The 17,156-nt window shown below is 68.6% G+C and carries 17 protein-coding genes; all 17 read left to right on the top strand.

The window, feature by feature from the left end; genetic code table 11:
* The first annotated feature begins 1 nt into the window (after nt 1).
* The gene (gene pilO, locus MX659_RS06065; RefSeq protein WP_267192588.1) at nt 2-652 is read left to right on the top strand and encodes a type 4a pilus biogenesis protein PilO; all 651 of its coding nucleotides are present in this window, start codon (nt 2-4) and stop codon (nt 650-652) included.
* A 15-nt stretch (nt 653-667) separates the two neighbouring features.
* A complete protein-coding gene (locus MX659_RS06060) occupies nt 668-1,264 on the top strand; it encodes a hypothetical protein (protein ID WP_267192587.1) in 597 nt (198 codons plus the stop codon).
* Nucleotides 1,265-1,386: 122 nt separating this feature from the next.
* The gene (gene aroC, locus MX659_RS06055; RefSeq protein ID WP_267192586.1) at nt 1,387-2,538 is read left to right on the top strand and encodes a chorismate synthase; all 1,152 of its coding nucleotides are present in this window, start codon (nt 1,387-1,389) and stop codon (nt 2,536-2,538) included.
* The gene (gene aroB / locus MX659_RS06050) at nt 2,535-4,145 is read left to right on the top strand and encodes a 3-dehydroquinate synthase (protein WP_267192585.1); all 1,611 of its coding nucleotides are present in this window, start codon (nt 2,535-2,537) and stop codon (nt 4,143-4,145) included. The genes aroC and aroB overlap by 4 nt, the downstream gene beginning before the upstream one ends.
* Nucleotides 4,142-4,588 (top strand): type II 3-dehydroquinate dehydratase, encoded by a 447-nt coding sequence (aroQ, locus tag MX659_RS06045; RefSeq protein ID WP_267192584.1) that lies wholly within the window; start codon nt 4,142-4,144, stop codon nt 4,586-4,588. The genes aroB and aroQ overlap by 4 nt, the downstream gene beginning before the upstream one ends.
* Complete coding sequence (locus tag MX659_RS06040; protein ID WP_267192583.1) at nt 4,585-5,676, top strand: M24 family metallopeptidase; 1,092 nt, start codon at nt 4,585-4,587, stop codon at nt 5,674-5,676. The genes aroQ and MX659_RS06040 overlap by 4 nt, the downstream gene beginning before the upstream one ends.
* A gap of 17 nt (nt 5,677-5,693) precedes the next feature.
* On the top strand, nt 5,694-6,254 hold the full coding sequence (gene efp, locus MX659_RS06035) for an elongation factor P (protein ID WP_267192582.1): 561 nt from the start codon (nt 5,694-5,696) through the stop codon (nt 6,252-6,254).
* 123 nt (nt 6,255-6,377) lie between these two features.
* Nucleotides 6,378-8,252 (top strand): acetyl-CoA carboxylase biotin carboxyl carrier protein, encoded by a 1,875-nt coding sequence (gene accB, locus MX659_RS06030; RefSeq protein ID WP_267192962.1) that lies wholly within the window; start codon nt 6,378-6,380, stop codon nt 8,250-8,252.
* A 2-nt stretch (nt 8,253-8,254) separates the two neighbouring features.
* Nucleotides 8,255-9,652 carry an acetyl-CoA carboxylase biotin carboxylase subunit gene (gene accC, locus MX659_RS06025; protein WP_267192961.1) on the top strand — a complete coding sequence of 466 codons (1,398 nt, stop codon included), beginning with the start codon at nt 8,255-8,257 and terminating at the stop codon, nt 9,650-9,652.
* Nucleotides 9,645-9,986: an Asp23/Gls24 family envelope stress response protein gene (locus MX659_RS06020; RefSeq protein ID WP_267192581.1), complete on the top strand. Its 342-nt coding sequence runs from the start codon at nt 9,645-9,647 to the stop codon at nt 9,984-9,986. The genes accC and MX659_RS06020 overlap by 8 nt, the downstream gene beginning before the upstream one ends.
* A gap of 22 nt (nt 9,987-10,008) precedes the next feature.
* Nucleotides 10,009-10,446: a transcription antitermination factor NusB gene (nusB, locus tag MX659_RS06015; protein WP_267192580.1), complete on the top strand. Its 438-nt coding sequence runs from the start codon at nt 10,009-10,011 to the stop codon at nt 10,444-10,446.
* Entirely contained in the window at nt 10,439-10,696 is a 258-nt protein-coding gene (xseB, locus tag MX659_RS06010; protein WP_267192579.1) for an exodeoxyribonuclease VII small subunit, read from the top strand. The genes nusB and xseB overlap by 8 nt, the downstream gene beginning before the upstream one ends.
* A gap of 94 nt (nt 10,697-10,790) precedes the next feature.
* Nucleotides 10,791-12,728 (top strand): 1-deoxy-D-xylulose-5-phosphate synthase, encoded by a 1,938-nt coding sequence (gene dxs, locus MX659_RS06005; RefSeq protein ID WP_267192578.1) that lies wholly within the window; start codon nt 10,791-10,793, stop codon nt 12,726-12,728.
* Nucleotides 12,694-13,488 carry a TlyA family RNA methyltransferase gene (locus MX659_RS06000; protein WP_267192577.1) on the top strand — a complete coding sequence of 265 codons (795 nt, stop codon included), beginning with the start codon at nt 12,694-12,696 and terminating at the stop codon, nt 13,486-13,488. Before dxs ends, MX659_RS06000 begins: the two co-directional genes overlap by 35 nt.
* 1 nt (nt 13,489) lies before the next feature.
* Nucleotides 13,490-14,338, top strand: coding sequence for an NAD(+)/NADH kinase (locus MX659_RS05995; protein ID WP_267192576.1), 849 nt, complete (start codon nt 13,490-13,492; stop codon nt 14,336-14,338).
* A gap of 1 nt (nt 14,339) precedes the next feature.
* A complete protein-coding gene (gene recN, locus MX659_RS05990; RefSeq protein WP_267192575.1) occupies nt 14,340-15,965 on the top strand; it encodes a DNA repair protein RecN in 1,626 nt (541 codons plus the stop codon).
* Nucleotides 15,966-16,032: 67 nt separating this feature from the next.
* Nucleotides 16,033-17,154: a putative cytokinetic ring protein SteA gene (gene steA / locus MX659_RS05985; RefSeq protein WP_267192574.1), complete on the top strand. Its 1,122-nt coding sequence runs from the start codon at nt 16,033-16,035 to the stop codon at nt 17,152-17,154.
* The last annotated feature ends 2 nt before the right edge of the window (nt 17,155-17,156 follow it).

The following is a 17,156-nucleotide window of genomic DNA, read 5'->3' as shown; positions in this document are numbered from 1 at the left end:
GATGAACCGTCTGTCTCCGCAGAACCAGCTCATCATCGGCGCCGTGGTGATCGTCGCGGTCACCGTGGCCTCGGTGTTCCTCGCTATCCTTCCGCAGTTCGACCGCGCGAAGCAGATCGACAGCGAGATCGCGAAGGTCGAGAGCGACATCCAGACGCAGAAGGCGCTCGTGGCACGACGCATGAGCGCGAAGGCGCAAGCAGCCGAGGCGCAGGTCGAGATGCTGCGCATCGCCAACGAGGTTCCGGAATCGCCGGAGCTGCCGTCTGTCATCGTGAACCTGCAAGACGCGGCGAACGCTGCCGGCCTCACGTTCGCGCAGATCATGCCCGGGGAGCCCGCTCCAGCGACGGACGCATCGAACAAGGACCTCGGCTACACGAAGATCCCCATCACCGTGACCGTGCGCGGCGCGTGGGCGGACCACATCGACTATCTCCGTCGGCTCGCGAAGCTCGAGCGCGGAGTCCGGGTGACCGACGCCACGTACAGCTACGTTGCGGAGTCGGACACGGAGCCTGCGTATGTCGAGGGAGTCATCAAGCTCGAGGTGTACACCATGACGATAATCCAGCCTGCTGCCCCGAGCACGACGGGGCAGCCGTCGACGCCGTCGACGCCCCCAGCGGGCGCGACGCCGTCAGGGCAATGACGCAGGAGGCCAACGGTGGCTGACGAGAACATCCAGGCTCCGCAGCAGCCCGGGCAGGCCAAGACAGGCTTCTTCTCGACACCCAACGGGAGGCTCGTGATGATCGTCGGCGCACTCGCGCTGCTGGCGATCGTGCTGGGCGTTGCTGCGGCGGTGGTGCTGAAAGTCGTGCTTCCGCAGCCGGTGGACGAGATCCGCGTGCCGCAACAGCAGCAGAGCAAGCCCGCCACGCAGACCGCCTCCGGTGAACAGCCGTCCGGGCCTGCTCCTGCCGTCTCGTACGACGAGGTCTTCCGCTTCCGGGACATCTTCGACCCGCTGATCAAGCCGGCGGAAGAGACCTCTGCCGAGCCAGCGCCGAGCGAGACGACGACCGACACCGGCGATGCGACGGAGTACGCGGCGAACACCCTGTACCTCATCAGCATCAGCACGACGGGAGACACTCCGAGCGCTGTCATGGTGTGGGACCGCCAGCAGTACACGCTTCAAGAGGGCGACGCTATCCCGGACTCACCGTGGCAGGTGCTGGACATCCGCACGACCTCGGTCGTCATGCTGTACGGCGACCAGCAGGTCGTCTTGAGCGTCGGGCAAGGCATCCAGAAGTAGCGCCGCACGCACTCGACACGCACGAAGCAGTCCCGGGTGCCCCGCCCGGTACCAGGACCCCGTGAGCGCCGCGCACCTGCGGCGCTTCACGTTTCCGGTAGAATCGTGGCAAGGAGGGCGTGATGCGCTACACAACGGCAGGAGAGTCGCACGGCAGAGCGCTCGTCGCGATCGTGAGCGACGTTCCCGCCGGCGTGCCAGTCGACGCGGCCGCCATCGACCGGGACCTGGCACGGCGGCAGCGTGGATACGGGCGCGGCGGCCGCATGGCCATCGAGCGCGACCAGGTGCAAGTCCTTTCCGGCGTCCGGTTCGGCGCGACCATCGGCTCGCCCGTGGCGCTCGTCATCGCGAACCGAGACTGGGACCAGTGGCTGGACGTGATGGCGGTCTCCGGCGAGCCCGTCGATCGCGCTCGCGTGACTGCACCACGGCCGGGTCACGCGGACCTGCCAGGGGTGTTGCGGAATGCTACGCACGACGTGCGCGACATCCTCGAGCGCGCGAGCGCGCGGGAGACTGCGGCGCGGGTCGCGGCCGGGGCGGTCGCGAAGGCGCTGCTGTCGCAGCTCGGGGTGCGGGTGCTCTCGTTCGTGACGCGGATCGGCGAGGTCGCGCTGCCGAACGAGCCGGATCCTCGCACGATCGATTCAGATTCCATCGACGCGTCAGACGTCCGCTGCCCGGACGAGCGCGTCTCTCAAGCGATGCGCGCTGCGATCGACGCCGCGAGAGCCGATGGCGAGAGTCTCGGAGGCGTGTTCGTGGTCGCTGCGCTCGGCGTCGTGCCAGGGCTCGGCGGCTACGCGGAGGCAGGCCAGCGTCTCGATGCGCGGATCGGTGCCGCGATGCTGTCGATCCCGGCGATAAAAGGGGTCGAGATCGGCGACGGGTTCGCGGCCGCGGCCCGGCCTGGCTCGCAGGTGCACGACCCGATCCTGTACCGGAAAGGCGAAGGCATCGTGCGGCCCACCAACCACGCTGGCGGCATCGAGGGCGGCATGACCAACGGCGAGCCGGTGGTCGTCCGAGCGGCGATGAAGCCCATCCCGACGCTCATGCGTCCGCTGCCGAGCGTGGACCTTGCGACGCTCGAGCCCGTCGACGCCGCGAAAGAGCGTTCGGACGTCTGCGCAGTGCCTGCTGCAGCCGTGGTCGCCGAAGCGGAGCTCGCGCTGGTGCTCGCAACCGCGTACCAGGAGGCCTTCGGCGGCAGGTGCCTCTCCGACATGTTGGACGCGCTGGAGCGATACAAAGCGAGGCTTGTGCGATGAGCCACGTGTTCCTCACCGGATTCATGGGGTCGGGCAAGTCCACGGTCGGCCGTATCGTGGCCGAGCGGCTGGGGCTGCCGTTCGTGGATCTGGACGAGGAGATCGAGCGTCGTGCTGGACGGAGCGTGAGCGAGATCTTCCGTGGCGATGGGGAAGAGGCGTTCCGCGAAGCCGAGCACGCAGCGCTCCTGGACGCCGTGCGAGGACTCGGTTCAGTGGTCGCGTGCGGCGGTGGCGTCGTGCTTCGGAACGAGAACCGGCGCCTGCTCAAAGAGCACGGCACGGTCGTGTACCTGGCGGTGTCGGCCGACGAGGCGCTCGCCCGCATCGGCGATGCGTCGGACCGGCCGCTCCTCGCAGGCGATGCGCGGGCGATCGCGCCGCGCATCCTCGACGCCCGCCTGTCGCTGTACCGCGCGACTGCGGACCTCACAGTGGACACCACGGGGCGTGCCCCGAGCGAGGTGGCCGATGAGGTGGTGCGCCTGCTGCAGGGCCAAGCGTTCGCCGTGGTGCAGGTGCGCACCGAGCCGCAATACGAGGTCGTCGTGGGCCATGGGGCCGTCCAGCGGCTTCCAGAGATTGCTGCCGCGGCCGCGCCGAGCGGAACGGTCGCGTTGGTCACCGACGAGACGGTGGTTTCGCTCCACGGCGATGCGGTTCGAAGCGCGCTCGAGAGCGCCGGGCTTTCGGTGGCGGTGCTTGCCGTTCCTCCTAAGGAGCGCTCGAAGTCGTGGGAGACCGCCGGAGCGCTCCTCGAGCGGCTGGCGTCGTTGGGTCTGGACAGGAAGAGCGCGGTCGTGGCGCTCGGAGGCGGCGTGATCGGCGACCTGGCGGGATTCGCGGCCTCGGTGTACATGCGCGGGGTTCCCGTCGTGCATGTGCCGACGACGCTGCTCGCGCAGGTCGACAGCTCGATCGGCGGGAAGACGGGCGTCGACCTCGCGACCGGCAAGAACCTCGCCGGCACCTTCTGGCAGCCGTTCTCGGTGCTTACCGACCAGGACTTCTTGCACACGCTTCCTGACGCCGAGTGGCAGAACGGCTGGGCAGAAGCCGTGAAGACGGCGCTGCTCGCGGGCGGTCCGTTCTGGGAGAGGGTCGAGCGCGACGCGGCGCACCTGGCGGCGCGTGACGATGCGGCCGTCTCGTGGGCCGTCGAGTCCTGTGTGCGGTTCAAGGCCGATGTGGTGTCGCGCGACGCGCGGGAGTCGGCGGGGATCCGGGAGTGTCTCAACCTCGGGCACACGCTCGGGCACGCCATCGAGCGCGAAGCGGGGTACGGTGTGGTGCCGCACGGCGTGGCGGTCGCGGAAGGGCTGCGCTTCGCTGCGAGGCTGAGCGTCGCGCTGTGCGGCGCGAGCGCAGACCTGCCCGACCGGATCGACGCCACCCTCGATGCGCTCGGCGTGGCACGAGCGCCGCGCGAGGGCATGACGGTCGACGGGCTCATGCGGGCCATGCGAACCGATAAGAAGGCCATCGGCGGGACGATCCGCTTCGTCCTGCTCACGGCACCTGGAGCGTGGGTGACGGAGGCCGTGCCTGAGGCGGCGCTCGCCGAAGCGCTCGGTCAGCTGCTAGACGAAGGAGGTGCGCCGGCATGAGACGCGTCATGGTGCTGAACGGCCCGAACCTCAACCTGCTCGGCACACGCGAGCCGGAGGTATACGGGCGCACGACGCTCGCCGAGATCGAAGGAGAGCTCGTGCGGCTGGGCGAGGAGCTCGGCGTGCAGGTGTCGTTCGTGCAGTCGAACCACGAAGGGGAGCTCGTCGACGCGATCCATCGTGCTGCGGACGACGCGGACGGCATCGTCATCAACCCAGGAGCGTACACGCACTACTCGTACGCGATCCGTGACGCGCTGCTCGCGGTCGACGTGCCCGCGGTGGAGGTGCATCTGAGCAACATCCACGCCCGCGAGGACTTCCGGGCCACGAGCGTCACGGCGCCTGCCTGCGTGGGCGTCATCGCGGGCTTCGGTCCGCGGTCGTACGCGCTCGGGCTTCGTGCGGTGCTGGACGCGATGGAGGAGGCGGCATCGTGAGGGCGGAGCACCGGCTCGCCGCGATCAGGAGGGCCCTCGCAGACGAAGGCGTCCCGGCGATGCTCGTCACGGCCGTGTCGAACATGCGCTACCTCACCGGCTTCGACGGCGTGTTCGACGACGGGATCAATGCCGCGTGCCTGGTCACGAGCGAGCACGCCCGCTTCTACACCGACGCGCGCTACTCCGAGGCGGCGCAGGCGGCTGCGGGCGGCACGCCGTGGACGGTGCGGCAGACCTCCGGCTCGATGTACATCGACATCTGCCGGGAGCTGCAAGCAGAGGGCGTGACCGAGATCGCGATCGAAAGCTCGGTCCCGTACGGGCGCTTCAAGTTCATCTCCGAGCAGTTCGTCGGGTCGGTCAGGGTCACCGACGGGCTCATCGAGAAGATCCGGCAGGTCAAGGAGGCCGCCGAGATCGAACGCATCCAGGAGGCGGCGCGGCTCACCGACGCAGCGTTCGAGCACGTGCTCGGATTCATCCGGCCCGGGCTCACCGAGCTGGAGGTGGCTCTCGAGCTGGAGATCTGGATGCGTGCGAACGGCTCGGAAGGAGTGGCGTTCGCGCCGATCGTCGCAAGCGGGCCGAACTCGTCGCGGCCTCACGCGACGGTGACCGGTCGGACCATCGAGCGCGGAGACTTCGTGAAGATGGACTTCGGGGCGTGCGTGGGCGGCTACCGTGCGGACATGACGCGCACGGTCGTCGTCGGTGTGCCGAGCGAGCGCCAGCGAGAGGTCTACGCCGCCGTGCTCGAAGCGAACGAGGCGGGGCTTGCCGCGGTCAGGGGCGGCGCGGCGGCGCGCGACGTGGACGCCGCGGCGCGAAACGTCCTTGCGGCGCGCGGGTTGGGCGATGCGTTCACGCACGGCGTCGGCCACGGTGTGGGGCTCGACATCCACGAGCTCCCGACGTTGAATGCGCAGAGCCGCGACGTGCTGCGCACCGGTTCGGTGGTCACCGTCGAGCCCGGCGTGTACCTGGAAGGGACGTTCGGTGTTAGAATCGAGGACTTGGTGGTCGTCGAGGAAGCGGGATGCCGCGTCCTGACGCGATCTCCGAAGGAACTGATCCAGCTGGACTGAGGAAGGGCGCGGTCACGATGGCTGTCAGCACCAACAACTTCAAGAACGGCATGTGCATCATGTACGACGGCAAGATGTGGATCATCGTCGAGTTCCAGCACGTCAAGCCGGGCAAGGGCGGTGCGTTCGTGCGCACGAAGCTCAAGGAGCTGAAGACCGGTCGCGTGGTGGACGTCACGTTCCGCGCAGGCGAGAAGGTGGACGACGTGCGCGTCGAGACGAGGAAGCTGCAGTACCTCTACTCGGACGGCAGTGCGTACCACTTCATGGACACCGACACCTACGAGCAGTTCGAGCTTGCGGCGGACTTCGTAGGAGAGGCCGCCAAGTGGCTGAAGGAGAACGACGAGGCCGAGGTGCTCATCGCTGACGGCCAGATGATCGGCGTGGAGCCGCCGATGTTCGTCGAGCTTGCAGTCGTCGAGACCGAGCCCGGCTTCAAGGGAGACACGGTGCAGGGCGGCAGCAAGCCTGCGACGCTCGAGACCGGTGCGGTCGTCCAGGTGCCGATGTTCGTCAACACCGGCGATGTCATCAAGGTCGACACGCGGGACGGGCGGTACGTGACACGCGTCTGACGGCGTGCGTGCGCTCAAGCGGACGCAGGACGGGAAGCGCAGATGCCGCTTCCCGTCCTGTATACTAGTGCGACCATGGCCGGCCGACCGTTCGGCGCCGGTCGCGGCGGAAGGGACGGTGGGATGAGCCACATCCACATCACGGACACCACCTTGCGCGACGCGCACCAGTCGCTGTGGGCGACGAGGATGGCGCTCGCCGACATGCTCCCGATCCTTCCGAAGATGGACGCGGTGGGGTACTGGTCCTTGGAGGTCTGGGGCGGCGCCACCTTCGATGCCGCGCTCAGGTTCTTGGACGAGAACCCCTGGGAGCGGCTGCGCATCATCCGCCAGCACGCGCCCAAGACGCCGCTCCAGATGCTGCTCCGGGGCCAGAACCTCGTCGGCTATCGGCACTACTCCGACGAGATCTGCCGCCGGTTCGTGTTCGCTGCCAAGCGCAACGGCATCGACGTCTTCCGCATCTTCGACGCGCTCAACGATATCCGCAACGTCCAGGTGACCGCGGAGGCCGTCAAGGAGTGCGGCGGCCACTTCGAGGGCGCCATCAGCTACACGGTCTCGCCAGTGCACACCCTCGACGCGTACGTGGAGTACGCGCACAAGCTCAAGGAGCTCGGTGCCGACACGATCTGCATCAAGGACATGGCGGGCATGCTCACGCCGTTCCGCACCGAGCGGATGGTGCGGGTGCTCAAGCAAGAGGTCGGGCTGCCGGTCCACGTGCACTGCCACTACATCGGCGGCATGGCGCCCATGAACTACCTCAAGGCCGCAGAAGCGGGCGCGGAGATCATCGATACCGCGGTGGTCGCGCTCGCGTTCGGCAACAGCCAGCCGGCCGTCGAGATGATCGTGGCTGCCCTCAAGGAGTCCCCATACGACACCGGCCTCGACCTCGATCTGCTCTTTGAGATCGCCGAGTACTGGGAGCACGTGCGCGAGGGGAAGAAGCTCAAGCGCGGCGTCACCTCGCTCATGCACATGGAGGTCTTCAGCCATCAGGTCCCCGGCGGCATGCTCTCGAACCTCGTGAGCCAACTCGAGCTCCAGAAGGCTGGCGACCGTCTGCCCGACGTGCTCCGGGAGATACCGCGGGTTCGCGCTGAAGTCGGCTATCCACCGCTCGTGACGCCGATGTCGCAGATCGTGGGCACGCAAGCGGTCATCAACGTGCTCACGGGACGCCGTTGGTCCGTGGTTCCGCAGGAGATGAAGGACTACATCCGCGGCCTGTACGGCAAGGCCCCAGGGCCGATGGACGAGGACGTCGTCAAGCGGGTGCTCGGCAACGAGAAGCCGCTGCCGCCGGACGTGCGGCCAGGAAGCCTCGTCACCACCACCTACGATGAGGTGGCCGAGGAGATCGGCGACCTTGCCCGCAGCGAAGAGGACGTGCTCATGTACGCGCTCTTCCCGAACGAGGCGCGGACGTATCTGCAGAAGCACCGCGAGGGCGTTGAGCGTGCGGTGTTCCTCACAGGTGAGGAGATCCGGACTGTCAAGGAGGACGACGCCGTGGACGTGAACCAGATCCGTGAGCTCGTGAAGATGGTCGAGGAGTCGGGCGTCACGGAGATCGTGGTCGAGGAAGGCGACACCCGCATCGTCGTGCGGAAGGGCGGCGTTGCGAGCGAGCCGGCAGCGCCGCACGGCCGGACGGCGGCCGCCGTCGAGCAGGGGACGCCAGCCTCACCCGAGTCCTCGCAGGTGCTCGATGTGGCAGACCAGCCGAGCGAGGCGCCAGCGACCTGGAAGGCCGTGACCGCCCCGATGGTCGGCACCTTCTATGAGGCGCCGTCGCCGGGGGCTGATCCGTTCGTGAAGGTCGGAGACCGCGTCGAGGAAGGCCAGACCCTCTGCATACTCGAGGCGATGAAGCTCATGAACGAGATCGCGGCCGAGGAGCCGGGCATCATCCGACAGGTGTGCGTCACCAATGGGCAGCCGGTCGAGTACGGCACGGTGCTGTTCTACTACGAGCCACTGGCGTGAGCATGTTCAAGAAGGTCCTCATCGCGAACCGAGGCGAAGTCGCGCTGCGCATCATCCGCGCCTGCCGCGAGATGGGCATCGCCACCGTCGCCGTGTACTCGGAGGCCGACCGCGAGTGCCTGCACACAAAGATGGCCGACGAGGCGGTCTGCATCGGCCCGGCCCCGTCGTCACAGAGCTATCTTTCGATGCCATCGATCGTCTCAGCGGCGCTCATCACGGGTGCCGAGGCCGTGCACCCCGGGTACGGCTTCCTTGCCGAGAAGGCCGCGTTCGCCCGGGCGGTCCAAGACTCGGGGCTGACCTTCATCGGCCCATCGCCTGAGGCCATCGAGAAGATGGGCGACAAGGCCGTGGCGCGCGCCACCATGATAGCCGCAGGCGTCCCGGTCGTGCCCGGCAGCGATGGCGTCGTCGAGGACGTGAACGAGGCGCTGACGTTCGCATCGGAGGTCGGCTACCCCGTGCTCGTCAAGGCCGCTGCCGGCGGAGGCGGCAAGGGCATGCGCGTCGCCAACGATCCTGGCGAGCTGGAGCGCAACTTCACCGCTGCGAGGACCGAGGCCGCAGCGGCGTTCGGCGACGATTCCGTGTACCTGGAGAAGTACCTCACGCGCCCGCGCCACGTGGAGATCCAAGTCCTCGCCGACACGCACGGCAACGCGGTGCATCTGTTCGAGCGCGACTGCTCGGTGCAACGGCGTCACCAGAAGTTGATCGAGGAGGCGCCGAGCCCGGCGCTCACTCCCGAGATTCGCGCCGCGATGGGCGAGGCGGCTATCAAGGCCGTCAGGGCCGTCGGCTACGTGAACGCGGGCACGGTCGAGTTCCTGCTGGATGCCGACGGGCGGTTCTACTTCATGGAGATGAACACGAGGGTGCAAGTCGAGCACCCCGTGACCGAGCAGGTCACCGGCGTCGACATCATCAAGGAGCAGATCCGCATCGCCGCGGGCGAGCCGATGAAGCATCGCGCCCAGAGCGACGTGCGCCTGACCGGGCACGCCATCGAGTTCCGCATCAACGCCGAGGATCCGCTGCACGCCTTCCGGCCGCACCCTGGCCGCATCGACGTCTTCGGACCGCCAGGCGGGTTCGGGGTGCGGTTCGACTCGCACGTGTACTCCGGCTACCACGTGCCGCCGCACTACGATTCGCTGCTCGCCAAGCTCGTGGTGTGGGGCGAGACGCGCGAAGAGGCCATCGCGCGAGCACGGCGCGCGCTGGACGAGTTCATCATCGTGGGCATCCCGACGACGATCCCCTTCCACCAGTTCGTGGTCGAGGAACCGCACTTCGTGCGCGGCGAGGTCTATACTGACTACGTCGAGAAGCACGTGCCGCACGGAGCGCTGGAGGCGTTCGTGCGGGGCCATGACAGGGAGGCAAGCGATGGGTGAGGAGATCCTGCTCGAGGGGCTCGGCGTCGCCCCCTCCGTGCTCGAAACCATCGCGACGCTGGCGGCGGAAAGCGTCGAGGGCGTCGAGGCCGTCTCGGCGCGGCCGGTTGCCGGGCTGGTGGGGAAGCCGTCGTCTCGTGGCGTGACGGTCGAGACGGACGCCGACGGGACACTTGCGGTGGACGTGCACGTCGTCGTGCGGTACGGCAAGCCGCTTCGGCAGGTCGCCGAAGACGTGAAGTTCTCCATCGCTGATGCGATGCGTGCGCAGACCGGGCAGGAGGTCGGCTCGGTCGACGTGTTCATCGACAGCATCGTGTTCCCAGAGCAGTGAAGCTGGCCCTGCGGTGATGGTGATGCTCGAGCGGACCCGCGCGAGGCGGCAAGCGTTGCAGATGCTCTACCAGCGGGAGATCACGGGCGATCCGATCGCGCGCATCCTCGCTGAGCGCAGCTACGCGCTCGAGGACGGAGAGCCGACCGAGTACTGCCAGCAGATCGTGCAAGGCGTCGAAGCCAACCAGGAGATGATCGACGCGGAGATCGAGAAGACCTCCGAGCACTGGACGCTCTCACGGATGCCGCTCGTGGACCGCAACATCTTGCGGATTGCCGTCTACGAGATCATCTTCGAGGACGACGTGCCCAACTCCGTGGCGATCAACGAGGCGGTGGAGCTCGGCAAGGTCTTCGGCGGCGAGGACTCCTCGAAGTTCATCAACGGTGTGCTTGGACGGATAGCAGAGAAGCACGAAGCGGTCGAGACCAAGGCGACGGAGGACGCAGGTGAGTGACGAGCGGTACACGTTCGAGCAGGCCAGGGCGAGGCTCGAAGAGATCGCATCGCTCGTGCGCAAGAAGGACACCTCACTCGAGCGGAGCCTCGAGCTGCTGGAAGAAAGCGTACGGCTCGCGAACGTCTGCACCGAGCTCGTCGACCGCACGGACGTGGGTGCGACGGCGGCTGCTCCGCCAGACGAGTCAGAAGGCGGGCCGGAGCACGGCGAGGGCGAACCGGCGGCCGCCGAGGAGGGCGGCGCGTGACGGGACGGTGACCGGGCGGGCGAGGACGGCAGCGCGAGTGCTACCATCCAGACGTCCATCGGGCGGACCCGCCGTTCTTGGGAGATGACAGTCCGTGTGCGCTGAGCGCATCCTCGATACGATAGATTCGCCAGCCGATCTCAAGGGGCTTTCGCGCGAGCAGCTCGAGGCGCTCGCGGCCGAGATCCGGGAGACGCTCATCCACACCGTCTCCAAGACCGGGGGGCACCTCGCTCCGAACCTGGGCGTGGTGGAGCTCACGCTCGGGCTCCATCGGGCCCTCCACTGCCCGAAGGACAAGATCGTCTGGGACGTCGGCCATCAAGCGTACGTCCACAAACTGCTGACGGGCCGGCGGGAGCGATTCGACACGCTGCGCACCTACGGAGGCGTCTGCGGCTTCCCGAAGCGCTCCGAGAGCCCGTACGACGTCCACGACACCGGACACGCGTCCACCTCGGTGTCGGTCGCGCTCGGACTCGCGTGCGCGAGGGACCGCGCGGGCACCGACGAGACGATCGTCGCGGTGATCGGCGACGGCTCGCTCACGGGCGGTATGGCGTTCGAGGCGCTCAACCACCTCGGCCACCTGCAGACGCGGATGATCGTCGTGTTGAACGACAACGAGATGTCGATCTCTCGCAACGTGGGAGCCTTGGCGAGCTACCTGGGCCGGGTGCGGCTCGACCGCCGGTACCGCCGTCTGCGCGATGACGTGGAGTCTGCGCTCGCACGCAGCAAGATCGGAGCGGCGATGGTGGCCGCGGGCGAGGCGGCGAAGGAGTCGTTCAAGCAGCTGTTGGTGCCGGGCATGCTCTTCGAGGAGCTCGGCATCAAGTACGTCGGTCCCATCGACGGCCACGACATCGGACAGGTCGAGAGCGCGGTGGCCGCGGCACGAGACGTCGACGGCCCGGTGCTCATCCACGCGGTGACGCGCAAGGGCAAGGGCTACGTGCACGCGGAGGACCGTCCCGACGCGTTCCACGGCATCAGCCCGTTCTCGGTGGAGAGCGGCAAGGTCGATGGAAGCGGCGGTTCGCGCTCGTACACCGAGGTCTTCGGCCGAGCGCTCGTGTCGGAGGCCGAGCGCGACGAGCGCATCGTGGCCATCACGGCGGCGATGCCGTCGGGCACCGGTCTGTCGTACTTCGCTGAGCGGTTCCCTGAGCGGTTCTTCGACGTGGGTATCGCCGAAGAGCACGCCGTGGGCCTCGCATCGGGCCTCGCGTCCGGTGGGCTGCTACCGGTGGTAGCGATCTACTCGACGTTCCTCCAGCGCGCGTACGACCAGCTCATCATGGACGTCGCGCTGCAGGGGCTTCACGTGGTGTTCGCGCTCGACCGAGCGGGCCTGGTCGGCGAAGACGGGCCGACGCACCATGGCGTGTTCGACCTGACGTACCTGCGCTCGATCCCTGGCATGAGCATCATGGCGCCGGCCGACGAGGCCGAGCTGGTGCACATGCTGCACACCGCGCTCGTGGCGGGCGGGCCGGTCGCGATCCGGTATCCGCGAGGCGCAGGCGCAGGCGTCGAGCTGCCCAAGACGCCGGTGGTCTTCGAGGCCGGGCGCTCGGAGGTGCGGCGGACGGGCTCGGACGTGGCGCTCATCGCCATCGGACGCATGGTTTCCGTCGCGGAGCAGGCCGCCGATCTGCTCGCCGCAGAGGGCGTGGACGCGACGGTCGTCAACGCTCGCTGGGTGAAGCCCCTCGACCTCGAGATGATCTCCGAGGTGGCCCGCGGGCATCGTCTGGTCGTGACCGTCGAGGAGAACACGGGGTGCGGCGGTTTCGGCGCTGCGGTGCTCGAGGCGCTTTCCGATCTTGCGATCGACGTGCCGGTGCTCCGTCTTGCTGCTCCGGACTGTTTCGTCACGCACGGCGCCACGGAGCTGCTGCTGCACGAGATCGGTCTCGATGCCGAAGGTGTCAGAGGGGCGGTGCTCGGGCGGCTCATGGACCTCCCGGGCCGGGCGAACGAGAGGCGCTCCAGTGCGGGGAACCCGGCTCGACGTCGCGCTCGTTGAGCGAGGGCTGTTCCCGACGCGGGAACAAGCGCGCGCTGCGATCCTCGCTGGCGAGGTACGGGTAGACGGCGTCGTCGCGCTGAAGCCCGGGCAGCCGGTGTCGCCGGCTGCGACGCTTCAGGCGGCGCCTCGCGAACGCTACGTGTCGCGGGGAGGTCGCAAGCTCGAAGGGGCGCTCGAGGCGTTCGGGATCGACGTGCGCGGGCTTCGGGCCATCGACGTCGGCGCATCAACGGGCGGCTTCACGGACTGCCTCCTCAAGCACGGGGCCGCTTCGGTGGTGGCGCTCGACGTCGGGTACGGGCAGCTCGCGTGGAGCCTGAGGACCGACGAGCGCGTGACGGTCATCGAGCGCACGAACGTGCGGACCGCCGATCCGCTCCGGCTCGGCGCGCCGTTCGATCTCGTGGTGTGCGACGTTTCGTTCATCTCGCTCACGACCGTGCTCCCTCGCCTCATCGAGCTTGCGGGAGCGAACGGGCAGGTCCTCGCGCTCGTTAAGCCGCAGTTCGAGGTCGGGAAAGGCCGGCTCGGTAAGAAGGGCGTTGTGCGGGACCCCGATCTGCACCGGGAGGTGCTCGAACGCGTCGTGGCCGCTGTCACAGAAACGGGGTGGGTCGTGCGCGGCGTGACCTTCTCGCCGCTCAAAGGGCCCGAAGGTAACGTAGAATTCTGGGTGTGGGCGGCCGCGGACGGCGAGCCGACAGACGTGCGGCCGACAGACGTCGTGGCGGAGGCGCATCGCCGGTTAGGGGAGTGACGTGAGGGTACTGCTGGTTCCGAATGCGGCGAACCCGCGCTCGATAGAGGCGACGCGCACGGCCGCAGCGTGGCTTGCCGCGCGCGGCATCGAGGTGGTGCTCGAAGCGCACGATGCCGAGGCGTGCGGGCTTCCCGAGCACGGCGTCCCGCGCTCAGACGCGCGCCAAGCAGACCTCGCCGTGGCGCTTGGCGGCGACGGCACGATGCTCAAGGCCGTGCACACGATCGGATCTCCAGACGTACCACTGCTGGGGGTGAACCTGGGGCGGCTCGGGTTCTTGTCCGGTGCGGAGTCCGAGCACCTGGAGCAGGCGCTCGAGGCGGCGCTCGCAGGCGAGGCGCGCGTCGAACGGCGCGGCGTGCTCGAGGCATCCGTCGTCGTCGGAGGGCGCGAGGCCGGCACCTTCCACGCGCTGAACGAGGTCTTCGTGGGCCGGAGCGGCGTCTCGCGGGCCGTCGAGCTCGAGGTGGCCGCCAACGGCGTCGTTCTGTGGCGGTTCGTGTGCGACGGGGTGGTGCTCGCGACGCCGACGGGGTCGACGGCCTACGCGCTATCTGCGGGCGGACCGATCGTCTCGCCCGAAGTACGAGGCATGCTCATCGTTCCGGTGGCAGCGCACGCCCTGTCGGTGCGGCCGGTCGTGGTCGGCCCGAGCGACGTGGTCGAGGTCTCGTGCCCGAACCCTGCGCGCGCGGGCGCGTGCGTGACGGTCGACGGCGACGAGATCCCGTGCAGGCGCGCGCTCGAGCGCGTGACGGTCACGGCGGGCTCGCGCGAGGCGGCGCTGCTCAAGATCGACGGCGAGGACTTCTATCGGGTGCTTGCCACCAAACTGCTGGAGCGCTGAGATGCTGCTCGAGCTTCACGTCAAAGACCTGGCGCTCGTCGAGGAGGTCTGGCTGGAGTTCGGACCGGGCCTGACGGCGCTCACCGGCGAAACGGGTGCCGGCAAGACGGTGCTCGTGGGCGCGCTCAAGCTCTTGCTGGGAGAGCGGGCAGACGCAACGGCGGTCCGGGAGGGAGCGTCAGAAGCGCTCGTCGAAGGCAGGTTCCTCGTCGGGTCCGAAGAGCACGTCGTGAAACGGCGCATCGGCCGTGACGGCCGGTCGCGCTGCCTGGTCGACGGCGAGATGGCCACGGTCGGCGCGCTCGCCGAGCTCCTCGGGGACGTCGTCGATCTCCACGGCCAGCACGAGCACCAGTCGCTGATTTCGCCTGCCCGGCACGCCGCGTTCTTGGACCGCTACCTGGGGGAGGCGGCTGAGGAGGCGCTCGCTGCGTATCGGCGCGCATTCGACGAGAGGCGCGATGCCGAGCGCGCGCTCGAAGAGCTCCGGAGTGCCGCAGCCGAACGCGAGTCTCGCGTGGAGCAGCTGCGCTCCGTGCTCGACGAGGTGGCGGCGCTCGATCCCCGACCCGGCGAGGACGCGGAGATCGAAGAGCGGCTGGCGCGGCTCCGGCACGCGGACCGGCTCGCGACGGCGGCCGAAGAGGCGTGGAGCGCGCTCAAGTCCGATGGGGCCGCGCTCGACCTGCTCGGCACGGCGGAGCACGCGCTCGCGTCGGCCGCGCAGCTCGACCCGTCGCTCGCCGCGCTCCTGGACGAGGTGCGCACGATTTCCGAGCGCGTGAACGACATCGGCCTCGAACTCAAGTCGTACGAGGCGGCGCTCGAGCACGATCCTGCTGCGCTCGAGAGGCTGGAAGAGCGGCACGCGGCGTTGCGGCAGCTCGCGCGCAGGCACGGCGGCACGCTCGAGGCGGCGCTTCAGGCCGCTGCCCATGCTCGGGCCGAGCTTGACCGCCTCGAGTCGGTGGAAGACAGCCTGGATGCGGCGGCGCGGCGCCTTACGGCCGCGGTGCGAGGGCTCGAAGACGCCGGGGGCGGGCTCAGCGCGCTGCGCCGTGAGGGCGCGACGCGGTTCGCAGAGGCGCTGCGCGAGGCGGCTGCGGACCTCGCCCTGCCGAAGGCCGTTTTCGATGTCGCGTTCGAGGACCTGCCGTTCGAGCGCTGGACGCGCGAAGGGCCTCACCGCCTGGAGTTCCTGTTCGCTTCATCAGGCGCGGAGCGGCCGCGACCGTTGGCGAAGATCGCGTCCGGCGGCGAGATGTCGCGCGTCATGCTTGCGCTCAAGAGCGTCCTGGGAGCGGCCGACCGCACGCCGGTGCTCGTGTTCGATGAGGTCGACGCCGGCATCGGCGGTGCGACCGCCTTGGCCGTCGGCCGCCGCCTGAAGGCGCTTGCGGCCTCGCACCAGGTGCTGGTCGTGACGCACCTTGCGCAGGTGGCGGCCTATGCGGACCGCCACGTCGTGGTGGAGAAGCGCCACGGCGGCGACGGGCGCGCGGTGACGAGCGCGACCGAGGTCGACGGCGAGGCCCGCGTCGCCGAGATCGCCCGGATGCTTTCTGGTGCGACGAGCGCTGTGAGCCTCGAGCACGCGAAGGAGCTGCTCGCGTCTGCTCTGGTGTGAGGACGGCGCTCCCTTCGGACTCCTGGGGCGTCTGGTAGACTTGGTCGTCGTCGTGTGAAAGGCAAGCATGCGCATCGTCGGCACAGCACGGCTCGGGCGCCGCACGAAAGACCTCGTCAAACGTCTCGGCCGGAGCGACATCGCGATCGTCGACCACGTCGACATGGATCGCGTGAGCGCCGAGGCGCTGCTGGAGACCGGCGTCGAGGCCGTCGTCAACGCGTCTTCATCGATCTCGGGCGCGTACCCGAACCTCGGCCCGCTCGTCCTCGTGCGTGGTGGCGTTCGGCTGATCGACGCAGTCGGCCAGGACATCTTCGCGCGCCTGTCCGACGGAGACCAGATCGAGATCGTCGGCGGGGACATCGTCAAAGACGGGGAGGTCGTCGCGAGCGGCACTCCGCTTTCGGTGGACGCAGTCGAGCGTGCGATGGAGGCCGCCAAAGAGGGGCTCGACCAGCAGCTGGAGCAGTTCGCTCGCAACACCATCGAGCACATGCTGAAGGAGCGCGCGCTGCTCACCGAAGGCGTCTCGGTGCCGAACGTGAAGACGCAGATCGCAGGCAAAGACGTCCTGGTCGTCGTGCGCGGTTACGACTACAAGGAAGACCTCCGGGCGCTCGTTCCGTACATCCGCGAAGTCCGTCCGGTGCTCATCGGCGTCGACGGCGGTGCGGACGCACTGCTCGAACTCGGGTTCACGCCAGACCTTATCGTCGGGGACATGGACTCGGTGAGCGACGACGCCCTCCGAAGCGGTGCCGAGCTCGTCGTGCACGCGTATCCAGACGGGCGCTGCCCCGGGCGCGCGCGGGTGCAGGCGCTCGGGCTTGCGGCCGTCGAGTGGGCGACGCCGGGCACGAGCGAGGACCTCGCGCTTCTGCTCGCGTACGAGTCCGGCGCGGAGCTGATCGTAGCGGTGGGAACGCACACGAACCTCATCGAGCAGCTCGACAAGGGACGCAAAGGCGCAGCGTCCACCTTCCTCGTGCGCTTGAAGGTCGGTTCGAAGCTCGTTGACGCCAAAGGCGTGAGCCGTCTGTACAAGGCGTCTGTCGGCGCTGGCGAGATGGTCGCCCTTGCGCTTGCCGCGATCGGCGTCATCGCGGGACTCCTGCTGATATCGCCGGCGGCGCGCGCGCTCGTGAGGCTCGCGATCCTCGGGGTCCGCGCCGCGCTCGGTATCTGACG

This window comes from Parvivirga hydrogeniphila, assembly GCF_023371205.1.
Classification (GTDB): domain Bacteria; phylum Actinomycetota; class Coriobacteriia; order Anaerosomatales; family Anaerosomataceae; genus Parvivirga; species Parvivirga hydrogeniphila.
This window is presented reverse-complemented; position numbering and strand designations above follow the sequence as displayed.

Excerpts from the sequence above, each read along its gene's own strand:
- efp (WP_267192582.1), top strand. The coding sequence starts at position 5,694 with ATGGCTGTCAGCACCAACAACTTCAAGAACGGCATGTGCATCATGTAC.
- pilO (WP_267192588.1), top strand. The coding sequence starts at position 2 with ATGAACCGTCTGTCTCCGCAGAACCAGCTCATCATCGGCGCCGTGGTG.
- aroB (WP_267192585.1), top strand. The coding sequence starts at position 2,535 with ATGAGCCACGTGTTCCTCACCGGATTCATGGGGTCGGGCAAGTCCACG.
- aroQ (WP_267192584.1), top strand. The coding sequence starts at position 4,142 with ATGAGACGCGTCATGGTGCTGAACGGCCCGAACCTCAACCTGCTCGGC.
- nusB (WP_267192580.1), top strand. The coding sequence starts at position 10,009 with ATGCTCGAGCGGACCCGCGCGAGGCGGCAAGCGTTGCAGATGCTCTAC.
- aroC (WP_267192586.1), top strand. The coding sequence starts at position 1,387 with ATGCGCTACACAACGGCAGGAGAGTCGCACGGCAGAGCGCTCGTCGCG.
- recN (WP_267192575.1), top strand. The coding sequence starts at position 14,340 with ATGCTGCTCGAGCTTCACGTCAAAGACCTGGCGCTCGTCGAGGAGGTC.
- steA (WP_267192574.1), top strand. The coding sequence starts at position 16,033 with ATGCGCATCGTCGGCACAGCACGGCTCGGGCGCCGCACGAAAGACCTC.
- MX659_RS06020 (WP_267192581.1), top strand. The coding sequence starts at position 9,645 with ATGGGTGAGGAGATCCTGCTCGAGGGGCTCGGCGTCGCCCCCTCCGTG.
- accB (WP_267192962.1), top strand. The coding sequence starts at position 6,378 with ATGAGCCACATCCACATCACGGACACCACCTTGCGCGACGCGCACCAG.
- accC (WP_267192961.1), top strand. The coding sequence starts at position 8,255 with ATGTTCAAGAAGGTCCTCATCGCGAACCGAGGCGAAGTCGCGCTGCGC.